16 protein-coding genes are annotated in these 16,709 nt (G+C 34.4%); 13 read left to right on the top strand and 3 right to left on the bottom strand.

Annotated features, from left to right (window positions below):
- Positions 1 to 194: 194 nt before the first annotated feature.
- The 3 genes from Q0921_RS13490 (at position 195) to Q0921_RS13480 (ending at position 2,872) form a co-directional block, all read left to right on the top strand.
- Positions 195 to 968 (top strand): sensor histidine kinase, encoded by a 774-nt coding sequence (locus Q0921_RS13490; RefSeq protein ID WP_299257670.1) that lies wholly within the window; start codon positions 195 to 197, stop codon positions 966 to 968.
- Between the two features lie 2 nt (positions 969 to 970).
- Positions 971 to 1,738 carry a LytTR family DNA-binding domain-containing protein gene (locus tag Q0921_RS13485; RefSeq protein ID WP_299257669.1) on the top strand — a complete coding sequence of 256 codons (768 nt, stop codon included), beginning with the start codon at positions 971 to 973 and terminating at the stop codon, positions 1,736 to 1,738.
- A gap of 156 nt (positions 1,739 to 1,894) precedes the next feature.
- The gene (locus Q0921_RS13480) at positions 1,895 to 2,872 is read left to right on the top strand and encodes a helix-turn-helix transcriptional regulator (RefSeq protein ID WP_299257668.1); all 978 of its coding nucleotides are present in this window, start codon (positions 1,895 to 1,897) and stop codon (positions 2,870 to 2,872) included.
- Between the two features lie 81 nt (positions 2,873 to 2,953).
- Here the strand turns inward: Q0921_RS13480 and Q0921_RS13475 are convergent, their stop codons facing one another.
- Positions 2,954 to 3,964 carry a trypsin-like peptidase domain-containing protein gene (locus Q0921_RS13475; protein WP_299257666.1) on the bottom strand — a complete coding sequence of 337 codons (1,011 nt, stop codon included), beginning with the start codon at positions 3,962 to 3,964 and terminating at the stop codon, positions 2,954 to 2,956.
- A gap of 284 nt (positions 3,965 to 4,248) precedes the next feature.
- Between Q0921_RS13475 and Q0921_RS13470 the strand changes: the two genes are divergently transcribed.
- The 6 genes from Q0921_RS13470 to dsrP all read left to right on the top strand — a co-directional run bounded on the left by Q0921_RS13470 (position 4,249) and on the right by dsrP (position 10,765).
- Positions 4,249 to 4,485, top strand: a complete 237-nt coding sequence (locus Q0921_RS13470) for a hypothetical protein (protein ID WP_299257664.1) — start codon at positions 4,249 to 4,251, stop codon at positions 4,483 to 4,485.
- Positions 4,486 to 4,488: 3 nt separating this feature from the next.
- Entirely contained in the window at positions 4,489 to 6,822 is a 2,334-nt protein-coding gene (locus Q0921_RS13465; protein ID WP_299257662.1) for a molybdopterin-dependent oxidoreductase, read from the top strand.
- Positions 6,823 to 6,825: 3 nt separating this feature from the next.
- Complete coding sequence (locus Q0921_RS13460) at positions 6,826 to 7,524, top strand: multiheme c-type cytochrome (RefSeq protein ID WP_299257660.1); 699 nt, start codon at positions 6,826 to 6,828, stop codon at positions 7,522 to 7,524.
- Positions 7,514 to 8,137 (top strand): cytochrome c3 family protein, encoded by a 624-nt coding sequence (locus tag Q0921_RS13455; RefSeq protein WP_299257658.1) that lies wholly within the window; start codon positions 7,514 to 7,516, stop codon positions 8,135 to 8,137. The genes Q0921_RS13460 and Q0921_RS13455 overlap by 11 nt, the downstream gene beginning before the upstream one ends.
- Positions 8,138 to 8,177: 40 nt before the next feature.
- Entirely contained in the window at positions 8,178 to 9,374 is a 1,197-nt protein-coding gene (locus Q0921_RS13450) for a 4Fe-4S dicluster domain-containing protein (RefSeq protein ID WP_299257656.1), read from the top strand.
- Positions 9,375 to 9,544: 170 nt separating this feature from the next.
- Complete coding sequence (gene dsrP, locus Q0921_RS13445) at positions 9,545 to 10,765, top strand: sulfate reduction electron transfer complex DsrMKJOP subunit DsrP (protein ID WP_299187865.1); 1,221 nt, start codon at positions 9,545 to 9,547, stop codon at positions 10,763 to 10,765.
- A 378-nt stretch (positions 10,766 to 11,143) separates the two neighbouring features.
- Here the strand turns inward: dsrP and Q0921_RS13440 are convergent, their stop codons facing one another.
- The gene (locus Q0921_RS13440; RefSeq protein WP_299257654.1) at positions 11,144 to 11,458 is read right to left on the bottom strand and encodes an SIMPL domain-containing protein; all 315 of its coding nucleotides are present in this window, start codon (positions 11,456 to 11,458) and stop codon (positions 11,144 to 11,146) included.
- 31 nt (positions 11,459 to 11,489) lie between these two features.
- Positions 11,490 to 11,813, bottom strand: coding sequence for a hypothetical protein (locus Q0921_RS13435; protein WP_299257652.1), 324 nt, complete (start codon positions 11,811 to 11,813; stop codon positions 11,490 to 11,492).
- 590 nt (positions 11,814 to 12,403) lie between these two features.
- Between Q0921_RS13435 and Q0921_RS13430 the strand changes: the two genes are divergently transcribed.
- From Q0921_RS13430 to Q0921_RS13415, 4 genes are read left to right on the top strand one after another with little or no spacing between them, the layout of a single operon-like run.
- Positions 12,404 to 12,832 carry a hypothetical protein gene (locus Q0921_RS13430; RefSeq protein WP_299257650.1) on the top strand — a complete coding sequence of 143 codons (429 nt, stop codon included), beginning with the start codon at positions 12,404 to 12,406 and terminating at the stop codon, positions 12,830 to 12,832.
- Positions 12,833 to 12,843: 11 nt separating this feature from the next.
- A complete protein-coding gene (locus tag Q0921_RS13425; protein ID WP_299187857.1) occupies positions 12,844 to 14,145 on the top strand; it encodes an anaerobic C4-dicarboxylate transporter in 1,302 nt (433 codons plus the stop codon).
- 29 nt (positions 14,146 to 14,174) lie between these two features.
- Positions 14,175 to 15,599: an aspartate ammonia-lyase gene (aspA, locus tag Q0921_RS13420; RefSeq protein WP_299187854.1), complete on the top strand. Its 1,425-nt coding sequence runs from the start codon at positions 14,175 to 14,177 to the stop codon at positions 15,597 to 15,599.
- Positions 15,596 to 16,708 (top strand): type II asparaginase, encoded by a 1,113-nt coding sequence (locus Q0921_RS13415; protein ID WP_299257648.1) that lies wholly within the window; start codon positions 15,596 to 15,598, stop codon positions 16,706 to 16,708. The genes aspA and Q0921_RS13415 overlap by 4 nt, the downstream gene beginning before the upstream one ends.
- Position 16,709: the final 1 nt, after the last annotated feature.

Here is a 16,709-nt window from a genome sequence, read left to right as displayed (position 1 = left end):
CTTTCTTAATTAATCTGAACAGGTTTTTGTTTATTGTATCCGCCAGTTTAGCTTATTTTAATGATGTTGCGGCCGGTTCGGTTCTTGTTTTTTTATTTCGATTACTAAGCTTTGCCGCATATTGTCTAGTTCTTTTATATATAACCATATACTCAACTAAGTATTTATTACGGTTTTCTAAATCAATTAGATTATTGACTTTTATTATAATTATTACTTTTTTTTCTATAGTTGCTTTTCATCTAATCCTGTGGATTCATCATCTAGTATTGTTTAAAGTTATAGAGCCAGAAAGAGAAGGAATACGTTATGTTTGGGTGGTTATGGGCATAACCTCTGTTTTGATTGGTTGGTTGATTGTATTTCAGCAAAAACAGAGAATAAATGAACTTGAAAGAGAACAACTTATCAAAGAAAATATTCAGAACGAACTCTTGGCACTGAAGAGTCAGATCAATCCTCATTTTTTATTCAACTCATTAAATTCTTTGAATTATATTATTCGAAATTTCCCAGAAGAAGCCACTGATTATGTAGATAGGCTCTCTCTTATTTTTAGATATATCCTACAAAGTAGGGACAAAAACCTCATCCCACTGAAAGATGAGATAGATTTTTTGAATAACTATATGCATTTGGGAGCTATACGATATGGTACGAATGTGAAAATAGCAATGAACATTACAAAAGAGTATCACTTCATTTTAATTCCTATACTTTCTTTACAAATACTTTTAGAAAATGCTATAAAGCATAATGAAGTTTCGAAAGAATATCCTTTGACCATAAAAATTTACATTGAAAATGAGTATCTTATAATCGAAAATAAAATTCAACCCCGAAACAATCCTGAGGAAAGTACAGGATATGGACTTACAAATTTATCCAAACGCTATATCTTATTAAAAGAAAAGGATATTGAGGTTTATAAAAATGATCATTTTATTGTTAAACTACCTTTAAGCTAATTATGAATAGTATAAAAGCAATAATTGTAGAAGATGAGATCGCAGCTAGTAAAAACTTAATCAATTTACTCTATCAAGAAAACCCTGAAATAGAAATCATTGAGGTATTGGATAGTGTAAAATCCTCCGTACAATATTTTTCAAAGTATACCGATTTTGATCTTATTTTTATGGATATTCATTTAGGTGATGGTATATGCTTCGAAATTTTTGAAGAAATTGAGTTAAATACCCCTATAATTTTCACGACTGCCTATGACCAATATGCTATCGAAGCTTTTAAGATAAATAGTCTATATTATATACTAAAGCCGATCCGCGAAAAAGAACTAATGAATGCTATTGCCAAGTTCAAAAAAAATGCTCATATACTAGAACAAAAACAATTTAACCTACTGCTGAAAAGTCTAAAAACAAGCAAACAAAAATATCATACGTCTTTTTTAATACCTAATCGAGGAGATATCATCCCAGTAAAAGTTAAAGACTTTGCTTTTTTTTATATTAAAATGGGAGTAGTACGAGGAATCACTTTTTCTCAAACATCTTTTACCATGGACAAAAAGATACAAGAATTAGAAAAGGAGCTAAATCCTGAATTATTTTATAGGGTTAACAGGCAATTTATTATAAATCGTGAAGCTGTTGGTAAAATAAATTATCCTTTTTATGGTAAAATTAAAGTAACCGTAACTCCAGAAATTGATGATAGTATAATAATTAGTAAGGCAAAAGCAAAAGATTTTAAAAATTGGCTAATGATCAATTGAAGTTCTGATTCATCCACTTCAGGTAAGCATTTGTTCACTTTACTTCTTTTTGTTTTTTTAAAGATTTTAGATCAAATACATTTAATATGATCTAATAAACCTAATTCATTTGGATCATGATTTTTAGTAATACCCACACACAAATCACGTATACTAATGAAACGAGAATATTTTGTATATCAGGTATCTTATTTTAAACCACTATTAATGAGATTAGAAAATTTCGGTATTGATACCGAAAGAATTATTCAAAAAAGCGAAATATGCCATTTTGATCTTTCTAATTCACAAAATTATGTTCCTACTGCAGTGGTTCATGATTTTTTTTCATTGGTACGAAAGAACATTGAAATAAATGAACTCGAAGTTAATTTATTAGATGATTTCAGCCTTTTAGAACTAGGCAGTTATGGTTCACACCTAGCTAGTTTCTCTAGTCTTCACGAGGCTATAACTTCTTTTATGGAATCCAGTTACATGCTTCAGACTAATATTAAAACTGATTTAGAAATTTATAAAAATACAGCGGTATTTTCTTTTTTATTTTCAGACCAACATTCTAAAGGCGGTAGAGTATCAGAGTATATTTTATTAGTCATAATACGTCAATTATTTGTTTTTTACGGGGGGGATGATTGGTTTCCAATAGAAATTCATACACCAATCAGCTCAATTTCGGATATACAGTCTTTATTCCCAAAAGGCTCCTATACTATTAAATATAATCAATCTGCATATCGATTTGTTTTTTCAAAATCATTATTGAAATATGAAGAATCTGTCAATCCTATTATGAAACCAGCCTATAAAGAAAAAAATATTACGGAAGTTATTGAAAATGTGATATCGAGTTATAAGTTTGGGTGTATCCCTTCTCTTAAAACACTAGCTGGTCATTTTAATACTTCCGAAAGTAGTATAAAAAGAGTACTAAAATCAAAAGAGGTCAAATTTTCTGATATTCTTGTCCATATGTTACAAAAAAGAGCCGTAGGTCTTCTTACTAATTCTGACATGAACATTAATCACATTAGTGAGCACCTTGGGTACTCCGATAGCCCAAATTTTATTCGATCCTTTAAAAAATGGACCGGTGTAACCCCTGGTATTTATAGAGAAAACTTATCTGCTTGATTTTTTTTGGAAGTATCTGTAAAGAGACTTTAGGTTCCTAATAGGCGTTACTTTCACTTACATCGTAATCGATTATTATGATTACTTTTTTAATGTAATTATTTGCCCATTACGCAGTACTTTTAGTTTTAATTGGTCTGTAGCTTTAAGGTTCTTTCCCAGTTCACCTAATTTTGCTAAAGATTCATCGGTTAAATCAAATTCAATTTCATTAAAAGCTAGGATAATATCACCTCCAATTATTAATTTTTGTCCATCAATGACAACCTCTGTATCACCCGCTTGTAGTCCCATTTTATATAATACGGATCCAAAAACCACGCGTTGCACCAATAAGCCACTATTTTGGGGGACGTTAAATAAACGTTTGGTTTTTCCCGTAAGAGGATAAGCATCAAAACCTAACCAAGGTGTTCTGTTATTTGCGATCAGGTTTTTAGTAATATTAGCAGTTGCAGCAAATCCAATACCTTCAAAACCTCCTGATTTGGTGAGAATTTGACTTACAACTCCAATTACTTCTCCTTTCATATTAAACATTGGACCTCCAGAATTACCTGTATTGATAGCTGCATCCGTTTGGATAAACTCTGATTGGGTAAATGGATTAGTACCTAACTTATTCTTAATAATTCCACTAACATACCCCGATGAAAGCGAATGACCATAACCAAAAGGAGCACCAACAATGAACACTTGTTCTCCTATTTTCATTTGATCAGAGTCTCCAAAGGGTATCGTTATAGCATTTTTCCTAGGGATATCTAGTTTAATTAAAGCAACGTCTGCTGACTTAAAAGTAGAAACTACCTTAGCAGAAATGATCTCTCCATCTAGAAATTGAACTCTAAGTTGTTCTGCAGCATCCACAACATGAGATGCTGTAATAATTTCTGAGTCTGAAACCATAAAACCAGAACCCAAACCCTCTGAAGTTATTGTTTTAGTAATCCCTGCATTAGACTCTAATTTGGCTTCTTGAGTAAATATTACTACCACAGCTGGGTTGACTTTTTCATAAAGTTTAGATAAGTCCTGTGACGAAATAGTTAAAATAAAAAAGTATGTGATTAAAAACAGAACATATTTCATATAAATCTTTTAAGTGATTTTTATAAAATTAATGACTTAACCCCATAATATAATTATCATTTAAGTTCAGACAATTTCAATAAATAGGGGAAAGAATTTTATTCTTGAACCAAATTGATAATCAATTCTTCCAAGGATACTCTTAAATTTATAGGAGTATGAAAATTCCTAAACCATTTTGATGCTAAAAAACATTCTAAAACCTGATATATATCAGATTTTAGAATGCATTAATATGAGATCTTTATCGCTTACAACTAGGAATTAAACTCTTACATAATCCTATGCCAATAAAAAGTTACTTAGTACACCCTCATCAAGGAATGAAAGATACGCTTATAGATGCTTTGTCTAAACACAACCAGTGTGAAGTAATTCCTGCTAAAAACAAAGAAATAATCATTCTAATTACGGATACAGAAAACTCACGTGAAGAGGATCTCTTAAAAGAAAAAATAGAGTCTATTTCTAGTTTAAAACTTTTAGCAATGGTATCTGGTTTTAATACACCAAAAAACTAATCTATGATGTATACAGCAACACTAACTAATAGACGAAGTTTTATCAAGAAAATGGCAGTCTTATCGGCAATGGCTGCTGCAGCTTCTATGTTTCCTGGGATTATTTTTGCTGAAGAACAAGAAGCAGGAGTTCCTAAAGGAGCAAATCTAGATTGGAAAAAGGCGCCTTGTAGGTTTTGTGGAGTAGGATGTGGAGTTTTAATAGGAACAGAAGAAGGGAAAGCTATTGCTGTAAAAGGAGATCCGCAATCTCCTGTTAACAAAGGATTATGCTGTGTAAAAGGGTATCATTCTATCATGGCATTATATGGCAAAGATCGCTTGACAAAACCATTGATAAAGAAGAATGGTCAATATGTAGCAGTCTCTATGAAGGAAGCATTGGATTTGATTGCTTCTAAAATGAAAGAAACGATAAAAGATCACGGTAAAGATGCCGTTTCCATTTACGGATCAGGACAATGGACTATTCCTGATGGTTATGTAGCTTCAAAATTATTTAAAGGGTGTATCGGCACTAATAATGTAGAAGCTAATGCCCGTTTATGTATGGCAACAGCGGTAACCGGTTTTTTATCCTCTTTTGGGTTAGATGAACCTATGGGATGTTATGAAGATATTGATTATGCAGATACTTTTTTTCTGTGGGGGAATAATATGGCAGAAATGCATCCTGTGTTATTTTCCAGATTATTGGATCAACGTCTCAAAAGAAGCTCAAAAATCATAGATTTTGCTACTCGAACTACTCGAACGAGTATGGCAGCAGATAGATCAATCATATTCAATCCGCAATCTGATCTAGCTGTAGGAAATGCCATTTGTTATGAAATTATACATAATGGCTGGATGAATTCAGCATTTGTTGAAGAACATTGTAATTTTAGTAAAGGCTTAACCAAAATGGGGTATGGACTCGAAGATAATTACAAGTTCACCGATAAGCCAGAGAAAATAGATTTTGAAGCCTATAAAAAGTTTTTAGAAGATTATACGCCAGAAAAAGCTTCTAAAATTTCTGGGGTATCGGTAAAAGATATTAAATATATGGCTGCGCAATATGGCGATCCTAATAAGAAAGTCATGTCTTTTTGGTGCATGGGGCCAAATCAGCATTCGCGCGGTACTTGGATGAATAATATCATTTATAATATTCATTTATTGACAGGCAAAATTTCAGAACCTGGTAATAGCCCATTTTCATTAACCGGACAACCGAGTGCCTGTGGTACTGTGAGAGAAGTTGGCACATTAACCCATAAGCTCCCACATGGTGTGGTAACGAATAAAAAACATCGTGAATTTGCCGCAAAAATATGGGATGTTCCTGTAGGAAATATTGATCCAAAGCCCACATATCATACTGTAGAAATGTTTAGAGCATTGGATCGTGGAGATATTCGTTTTATGTGGATTCAGGTGACCAATCCTATGGTAACCATACCAAAATTAAAACGATATAGAGATGGTGCCAAAAAAGAAGGACGTTTTATTGTGGTTTCTGATATCTACCCTACTCCTACTACAGATATAGCTGATGTAATTTTACCATCAGCTATGTGGGTTGAGCGAGAAGGAATGTATGGTAACTCAGAACGGCGTACCCAATATTTTGAACAAATGTTGGAACCACCAGGAGAAGCTATGAGTGATACATGGCAATTGATAGAAGTAGCAAAACGTCTTGGGTATGAAAAGCAATTCTACTATAACGAAGAAACTCATATCGAAGAGATTTATAATGAATACAGAAAGCATCATGTAGGTAAGAGACACAATATGGCTCCACTGGAGGTGTTAAAGTCACAACCAGGAGCTATGTGGCCTTATGTTGAAGGAAAATCTACACAATGGAGGTTTAATTCTAAATACGATCCTGCTTGTTCTAATGGAAAGGACTTTCATTTTTATGGGAAACCTGATGGTAAGGCCGTCATCTGGCAACGTCCATATGAGCCCGCTGCAGAAGAACCCGATCAGGAATATCCATATTGGTTAGGAACAGGTCGTGTAGTAGAACATTGGCATACGGGATCAATGACACGTAGAATTCCAGTACTACATCAAGCAATGCCTCATGGATATGTAGAACTTAATCCGGGAGACGCTAAACGATTACAAATTAAAACGGGAGATGATGTAAAACTAACCACGCGTCGAGGAGAGATTATTTTACCAGCTTCTGTAAATCAAAGGGGAGTTCCTGCTCCTATGCAGGTATTTGTTCCATTTTTTGATGAGAATATGTTGATCAATGATATCACCCTTGATTCTTTTTGTCCAATTTCTAAAGAACCCGATTATAAAAAATGTGCTGTAAAAGTAGAAAAGGCATAATTAATGAAAAAAAGACTAGGCATTATATTATTATTTACATTGCTATTCGCTGGTTTTATAATTAACTGGGGCTATAGCTATAAGAAAGGATTAGAAGAAGCATATATTCCTATTTCTGATGATTTTTTGGCACCCATAATTCCCTTAGAAAAAGGCGTTTTTGAACGATCAGAATATGCGTTAGCGTATCTGAACATGCCAATAGATAAAGCGCATCAAAGAACATTAGCGACCTATTATAATAATCGAGCGTATCCTGGAGCACCACCAAGTATTCCTCATCCATTAGTAAAAGGAGAGCGTGGTATGGGAGGAAAAGCTTGTTTACAATGTCATCAAAATGGAGGATTTGCAGAGCAATTTAATGCATATGCGCCGGTTACACCGCATCCTGAGATGATCAATTGTCGACAATGTCATGTAGCACAAAAAGAAAGTACAGTATTTAAAGAAACTACCTTTTTTAAAACACTTGCAGCATCTGTAGGAAATAATAATGCACTCCCAGGGAGTCCGCCGATCATCCCACATCAAATCCAAATGCGAGAGAATTGCTTATCATGTCATGCAGGACCTGCAGCTCCAAAAGAAATAAGAGTTACGCATCCAGATCGGATAAATTGCCGTCAATGTCATGTGCCTGAACAAGAGATGATAAGTACAGCAGTTTTTACAAGAAAAATCTTTACAAATGATCAGTAAAAAGAGCTATATATATGTTTTGGGAGGTTTATTTATAACGATGTTATTGTCTTGTAAGCATGGCGAAGGAGAATATCACAGTTTAACAGATAAGATAGAAGCAGAAAGTAAAAACTATCATGGTACTTCTATTTCTTCAGAATCCTACATTGGAGATATGGAGACCATAGAAATTATTGAAGGAGAGCATACTTTTTTGATTCCAGAACGCAAGAGTCAGATTACTTCTTTTGAATGTGCCCAATGTCATACAAAACCGTTAAAAGAGCTTAAAGATGTTGACGTAAAGAAAGCACATTGGGATATTAATCTAGTACACGCCAAGGAGAAGATTATGAATTGTGCTACCTGTCATAATGGTAATGACATGAATAATCTACAGAGTTTGACTGGTACAGCTATTGATTTTAATCGAAGTTATCAATTATGTGCACAATGCCATAGCTCACAATTTGAAGACTGGAAGGGTGGTGCCCATGGAAAAAATATAGGCGGATGGTCAATACCAAGAGCAGCGATGACCTGTGTAAATTGTCATAATCCACATAAACCTTCGATTGAATCCAGATGGCCATCAAGATTTAATACGCAGAAAGTAAAAGAAAGAGAATAATCCAATAACATTTTATTGTGATTTTAATAAAACTTAAGTTATGAGTGGAATTGGAAAATATTTTAAGTTAAATCTAAACAGTGCTATCAAGCAGACTTCAGGAGGATCCTGCGGTTGTGGAAGCACTTCAGGTGGATGTGGTTCTCAGGTAGAGGAATTGACTCCTGTTAAGGCATCATCCTGCGGTTGTGGAAATACATCAGGTGGATGTGATTCTCATAGTACGCCTGAGATCAGTGATCAGGAATTTATTGATGCCACGGTAAATGCTTCTATTGGTGATGAACACAAAAAAGATGGTTTTGATCAAGTGTTTGAAGTTAAAATGGATCGTCGTACAGCTTTCAGAAAATTAACAGCTAGTTTGATGATTGGAGCAGGTGCAGTTAGTACTTCGTGTAGTATTATTTCAGGAGAGGATTCTAAAGAAAAAGCGCAAATTGATTGGGAAGAACAGTTTAAAGGGAATTATAAATTGATGACGGATGAAGAACGAAATGCAACAGTAAATCGGCTAGTGAGATCCTATGAATTAAGAAAAAAAGAAAACATCACCATGAAATCCACAGATGCAGCAAAAGATGTATTGTTTGGATATGCATTTAATATATCTAAATGCCAAGGTTATATGGATTGCGTAAATGCATGTGTTAAAGAAAACAATCAGGATAGAAATTCTGAAATGCAATATATCAGGATTCATGAGATGAAGGATGGAGAAGGATTTAAATTTGACGAAGCTGATGATAACTATTATCATGAAGTACCTGCAGAAGGGCATTTCTATATGGGAACCCAATGTTTTCATTGCGATAATCCTCCTTGTGTGGAAGTATGCCCGGTAGAAGCTACTTGGCGAGAGGATGACGGATTGGTAGTCATTGATTATGATTGGTGTGTAGGATGTCGCTATTGTATGGCGGCATGTCCTTATGATGGTCGAAGGTTTAATTGGAGCAAACCAGAAGTTCCACAAGAAGAGGTAAATAAAGATCAACATTATCTAGGAAATCGCATGCGTAAGAAAGGTGTGATGGAAAAATGCACTTTTTGTGTACAACGCTCTAGATCAGGAAAAGATCCTGCTTGTGTAGAAGCATGTCCAACGGGAGCTCGAATTTTTGGTAATTTATTAGACCCCAATAGTACCATCCGATGGGTATTAGAAAATAAAAAAGTTTTTAGACTAAAAGAAGACCTAGGAACAGAGCCTAAGTTCTGGTACTTTATGGACTGATAGTTTACTTAAAAAATAGTTTTGCGTGATGGATAGAAGTGAAAATCCCGCAGTATTGTCATATGAAGCTTCCTCCAAAGGCGGACAGATGTCGAAGTAAGACAATACGAGGAATTGTAACGGATAGCCCGACCGAAGTGTAATGAAGGGCACGCCCAAAAATAATATACATGAAGACACTCAAAGTTTTTGGAAATTTAGTTAAAGATAGCCTTGATACTATTACTAAAGGATCTATGAAATATATGATTTGGATGGGTTTCTTGACTTTTGTAATGTTAGCAGGGATGTACTGCTATTCGATACAACTAGAACATGGCCTGAGTGTCACAGGAATGAATGATAGGGTTAGTTGGGGGTTGTATATTTCTAATTTTACTTTTTTGGTAGGTGTAGCCGCAGCGGCTGTGATGTTGGTCATGCCCACCTATGTTTTAAAAGATATTGATTTTAAACAAGCGGTACTTATTGGAGAAGGACTAGCGGTTGCTGCACTAATTATGTGTTTGGCATTTGTAGTTGCCGATATGGGAGGACCTTCTGTTTTATGGCATATGATACCTGGAATTGGGGTATTTAATTTTCCGAATTCTATGCTCACATGGGATGTGATTGTACTAAATGGATATTTGTTTATTAATATTACAATTCCACTTTATATTTTGTTTAGACATTATCAAGGTAAAGATGCGAACCCAAAAGTATATGTTCCCGGAGCTGTACTATCTGTTTTCTGGGCAGTGGGGATTCATTTGGTTACTGCTTTTTTATATCAGGGATTACAAGCGAGACCTTTTTGGAATAATGCATTATTAGGGCCTCGATTTTTAGCTTCTGCATTTGCTGCTGGACCAGCACTAATAATTTTGGTACTGGCGGTTATTCGAAGTTTTACTGAGTTTAAAATAGAAGATAAAACAATCAAAAAAATCGCTATGATAGTCACAGTAGCTGCGCAAATTAATTTGATTATGTTGGTTTCTGAACTTTTTAAGGAATTCTATGCCCCCACCCATCATAGTGAGAGCGCATATTATTTATTTTTTGGATTGCACGGTAAAACAGCTTTATTGCCGTGGATTTGGACAGCAATTCCTTTAAATGTATTGGCAACTGTATTACTCACATTTGGTAAACTACGGAACAATTTTAAGGTATTGTATTTTTGCTGTTTTATCCTATTTGTTGCTATATGGATTGAAAAAGGGTTTGGTTTAATAGTTCCGGGGTTTATTCCTGGACCTTATGGTAAGATTGCAGAATATACACCAACAGGAATAGAAATTGGCGTAACACTTGGTATATGGGCTCTAGGAGCTTTTGTATTTACCATACTTGCCAAAACGGCTATAGGTATTGAAACAGGTAAGCTTCGGTATGGGAGTAAATGAAATAATTCATGCTAGCATTTCATATATTAACACTCATATGGCTAGGATGGAATCTTTCGAGTGTTTTTCGCAATAATTGTAAGAAAGAAGATGATAAAACTTAAGTTGAATTTCAGTTCCCAATTTTACCTAAATCTCCTTGTCTTTAACAGTCTTTTTGAATTTCAAAATAGGCATTAATTGTTCTCAATATTACACCCTTACTTAATTATATGGTGGTTTTAACTTAATAAAATTAATTTGATTTTTTTACATAAAAAATGTCGTTTAAATAGAATTCACTTCATCAAAAGTAAAAAAGATAATTTTCATTGCTAATTATCATATCGTTATTGCAAGTTTTATCTAAAGCTCTTTCTGATTTTTTCTAAGAATAAATCATTTTTTTAGATCAAAGCTTATCTGAATTTTGGAAATTATCACCAAAAATCCTGGTTCAATAACATATTCGTCTACCCCTAATTTAAATGTGATATTTTCCCGATTAGTATTGTCATTAATAGCATACCAATTATAATCTTCAGAATCTAATTCTTGAATTGAGTGTGCTTTACCAATACTTTGCCCTAATTCAATTGCTAATAAAGCTGCCTTTTTCTTAGCCGAGCTAATAGCTTTTTTTCTAGCTTGGGATTTATGATCAGAAAGACTTTTTACTCTATAATCAAAGTATATATAATCTTTATAGCCCAATTTATGTAACTCAAACAAATATCTATCTAATCTACTTAATTCGTTTATGGTTACAAAAAATTTCTTTAATATAAACTGATTCTTTTACTTGAATCAAACTTTCAGAAATGTCTTTGTTATTAAAATCAAATAATTTGATTTTAGTGTCTTCATCCTTAAAAATCCCAAAGACATTTGAGTTTCCTTGAGAATTGAGTCTGATTTCTTTGTTCACTTTAATCCCTAATACTACATAATCAGGCTTAACTTTAACCACCCCTTTTCCTACTACTGTTATAAGAGGAATATTCTCAAGTTGCGCAATCCCATAATTACTCATTGTAATAAATACAATAATATTAACAATATTTTTCATCGTTTCAGTTTTTATCTTAGGTAACATTAAAAGTTGAATGTGTATTAGTGTTACTGATTGTATCGTTTTACTATACATCAGTGAAGTCAGACGATTATATCAATTTAAAAACAGTGACATAATTTTATATAAAATTATGTCACGGCTCATCAAAGATATTTATTGAGATTGACGTATACAAGCGCAGTTGAAAAACCCCTAAGGGTATGATTTTTTTGATGGATTAGATGTAACCGTTTCCTTCAATCCATTTATTTTATTTGTATTACGCGTATCAAGAACGTTGGGATATTTCTACGTGATGCGGTCTAGGTAGCTTAAGGTTTAATTTCTCATAAGTTTCCTTTCATTAATATTTTAGACAAGATATTTTCAAAATTCTTGAACCAAATTGATAGCCATAGTACATAATAAAGTATTTAATTTTAAGTAAAAAATTAAGCTTTATAGCAAAGAAAGATTCAATATTAAGTTTAGACACTTCATTTTTGATTTAGGTTACTTCACTTAAATGATTAGAAATTTAATCTTAATATCAAACTATTTTAGTTAAGAATTCTAACATCATTATTGTCTATAAAATTATATGTATGTATTGTAATTATTTTATCACAGTCATTTTGGCTTGCTTTTGTTTCTTAAATGTGCAGGCACAAGAATTAACAGACGAACAAAAAGAACGTCTCGAATATAAAGTCGATGTTTTTTCTACAGATGACAAAGAACTGCAAGCATTATGGTATGAAGACCGAATGGATAAAATGAAGCTAACAGGAGAGTTACGAGAAAATTACAAGAAAATTGTGGTCTATCACGCCTACAAAATGGAACGTCTTGGAAACCCAAAAGCTCAATTAAGTGATGAACAAATCCGTCATGAATTCCCGAAGCAGATACGAAAACTTCACAAGGATGTAGAAGACCTGCTCAACCCTAAACAATTTGAAATTCATAAGAACAGTTGGAATGCCATTCTTAAAGGTATTTATCAACGTAAAAATTGGAAATTAACTAACTAAACACTTGAGATATGATTTGGATTGAATTATTAGTTGTACTCTTTTTTATATTCTTGGGTTCAAAACTGGGAAGTATCGGTATTGGTTATGCTGGTGGTGCTGGTGTTGTTGTTCTTACCTTGGTTTTTGGACTCAAAGCTGGTTCGGTTCCAGTAGATGTAATACTCATTATTATGTCTGTAATAGCTGCCATTGCTGCGATGCAAAAGGCTGGCGGACTGGATTATCTAGTCAATGTATCTGAAAAGATTCTTAGAAAAAACCCAAAACGTGTTACGTTTATTGCGCCTACCGTAACCTATTGGATGACGTTATTGGCAGGAACTGGTCACACTGCTTATGCTGCTTTACCTGTAATTACTGAAGTGGCTAAAGAAGGAGGCGTAAGACCTTCTAAACCTTTAAGTATCTCTGTAGTAGCATCACAAATAGCAATTACAGCTTCTCCTATTTCAGCAGCTGTAGTGATTTTTGCAAGTTTTTTAGAGCCTTTAGGAGTATCGTACTTGCAACTTTTAGCTGTTGCTATTCCTTCTACAGTTTTAGCTTGTATGGTTGGAGCTATTGTAGCTAACAAATTAGGGAAACCCTTGGCTGAAGATCCAGAATATCAAAAACGTGTAGCGTCTGGATTGATAAAACAGAAAACAGAGGAACGTAGCGAAAGCCCCAAAAGCGCAAAATGGTCTGTGGGTATTTTTGGTGTTGCCATATTAATTATAGTAACCTACGCAAGCTTAATTTCTAAGAAAGTGGGGTTAATTCCTGATCCAACAATTAGTCGTAATCACGCCATAATGGCAATTATGTTATTAGCTGCTATGGTGATTGCATTAGTTTGTAAAATAAAACTTAATGAAGTTACAGGTATGTCCACTTTTAAATCGGGTATGAGTGCTGCAATATGCGTTCTTGGTGTTGCTTGGTTAGGAGATACCTTTGTGAGTAATCATATTGTAGAAATTAAAGAAGCAGCAGGAGGTATTTTAAATGAATATTCTTGGATGCTGGCAGTTGTTTTATTCTTAGCGAGTATGCTACTGTATTCTCAAGCAGCAACTACAACCGCATTAATGCCAGCTGCTTTAGCATTAGGAGTAAGCCCTATTGCTGCTATAGCTTCTTTTGCCGCTGTAAGTGCCTTGTTTGTATTACCTACGTATCCGACATTATTGGCTGCCGTAGAAATGGATGACACAGGCTCTACCAAAATAGGGAAATATGTATTTAATCACTCTTTTATTATTCCTGGAATAGTAACGATTGCTTCCAGTGTCATCTTCGGATTTATACTTGGAGGTCTTATTTTATAAACTCATAATCAAATCAAAATAAAGAACTTATGAAAACAAGAAAAGAAACAGATCTTTTAGGAGAGCTAGAAATAAACGGAGATTTGTATTATGGAGTTCATACACAAAGAGCTCTTAATAATTTTCAAATTTCGCATTCAATAATCGGAGATTATCCGTTTTTTATAAAAGGATTAGTAGTTACTAAAAAGGCGTGTGCATGTGCGAACAAAGAAATCGGAACAATTCCGGCAGATAAAGCAGATATGATCATTCAGGCTTGTGATGAAATTCTTGAAAATCTAGATAAGTACGCAGCATATTTTCCTTCAGATGTATTTCAAGGAGGAGCAGGTACTTCTGTAAATATGAATACTAATGAAGTGATTGCAAATGTAGCTTTAGAACTAAACGGGCACGAAAAAGGAAGTTATGATATTTTACATCCTAATGATCACGTAAATAAATCACAGTCTACGAATGATGCCTATCCAACTGGCTTTAGGGTAGCTGTTTATTATTATATGAATCATTTGTTGGGAAAAATCAATGTACTGACCACTAGTTTTGATAAAAAGGCTGCCGAATTTAAAAATGTCCTTAAAATGGGTAGAACGCAGTTACAAGATGCTGTACCCATGTCCTTGGGTGATGAATTTGGAGCTTGGTCTGCAAATTTAAAAGAAGAAACTAAAAACCTAAAAAATAGTCGTAACCTTATTTTAGAAGTTAATCTCGGTGCCACAGCAATCGGAACAAGAGTAAATGCACCTGATGGATTCACAGAACTGTCCATAGGGTATTTACAACAATTCACAAAGGCTAGTTTTGTGCCTGCTGCAAATTTGATAGAAGCGACTTCAGACTGTGGTGCGTATGTGATGATTTCCGGAGCTTTGAAAAGAACAGCGGTGAAGTTATCTAAAATTTGTAATGATTTAAGATTACTTTCTTCTGGCCCCAGATGTGGATTAAATGAAATTAACCTTCCAGAAATGCAAGCAGGTTCTTCCATTATGCCAGCGAAGGTAAATCCGGTAATTCCTGAAGTAGCGAATCAGGTGTGTTTTAAGATTATTGGAAATGATGTGACCATTTCATTTGCAGCCGAGGCAGGACAATTACAGCTAAACGTAATGGAACCTGTAATTGCACAATGTATGTTTGAATCTGTAGAGCTACTCTCCAATGCATGTGTCACACTAGCCAAAAAATGTATTGATGGTATCACTGCCAATGAAGAGCATACCAAACAAATGGTGTTTAATTCGGTTGGAATTATCACCTTCTTAAACCCATACATTGGTCATCATATGGGAGATGTTCTGGGTAAAGAAGCTGTGGCAACAGGAAAATCAATTCGTGAATTGGTTCTCGAGAAAGAATTGCTTTCCGAAGAAGAATTAGATAAAATTCTCAGTGTAGATAATTTGATGCATCCAAAATATACAGCTGCATTACATAAAAATAATTGATTTTTCCAAAAGCAATAGAGAATACAAACTCTTTTATTATGAAATTATTTAATATAAAAATAAAGGCATTCCTAATAGTAGTTGTAATAACTGCTATTGGATTTGCTCAAGACACAGACCTTCCAAATGTAAAAATTCTAGCAACTGGAGGTACCATAGCGGGATCAGCTTCGTCAGCCACTTCTGGGAGTTATTCTGCAGGTCAGGTTGGTATTCAGACCATGATTAATGCTGTACCTGGTATAGAAAAACTGGCTGATGTCTCTGGAGAACAAGTTGCCAATGTGGGTTCGCAAGACATAACCGTTGAAATTTGGTTGAAATTGGCAAATCGGATTAATGAATTGTTAGCTTCTGACGACGTGGATGGCATCGTAGTAACTCATGGCACCGATACACAAGAAGAAACAGCATATTTTCTAAGCTTGGTTGTCAAAAGTGACAAGCCTGTGGTTACTACAGGTTCTATGCGTTCCTCAACTTCTATAAGTGCTGAAGGTCCTTTGAATCTATACAATGCGGTGGCTATTGCTTCGAACCCGGAAGCTAAAGGAAAAGGTGTAATGGTATCACTCAATGATCAAATACACGCTGCTCGTGATGTGAGTAAAATGAATACGACCAATGTGAATAGTTTTCAATCCCCTATTAAAGGGATGTTGGGAGGTGTATTTTATGGCAGATTGGGCTTTTTCCGTGAACCTAATACAAAATTTGGGAACACAAGTAAGTTTTCAATAACCGGTGTTAAAGAATTACCTCGTGTAGATATCATTTATGCCTATGCGGATATGGCTCCGGATTTAATCGATATACACGTAAAAGCTGGTGCCAAAGGTATCGTAATTGCAGGTGTTGGAAATGGGAATATGACTGATGCAATCTTAAAAGCGGCTAAAAAAGCCTATGAAGACCACGGTGTAATTATCGTTAGAAGCACACGTGCTGCCACTGGGTGGGTTTTGCGAGACAACGAGTTTAAAGATAAAGATTATCACACTGTTGCCTCTGGAGATTTAAATCCGGCTAAAGCAAGAATTTTATTAATGCTTGCGCTTTCTATGGGTGAAAAATTAAATGACATGCAAGAACTTTTTTATACGTACTAAT

The organism is uncultured Aquimarina sp., from assembly GCF_947496855.1.
In the GTDB taxonomy this organism is placed as follows: domain Bacteria; phylum Bacteroidota; class Bacteroidia; order Flavobacteriales; family Flavobacteriaceae; genus Aquimarina.
Note: the sequence above shows the minus strand (reverse complement) of the source record. Positions and strands in the feature narration are given on the sequence as shown.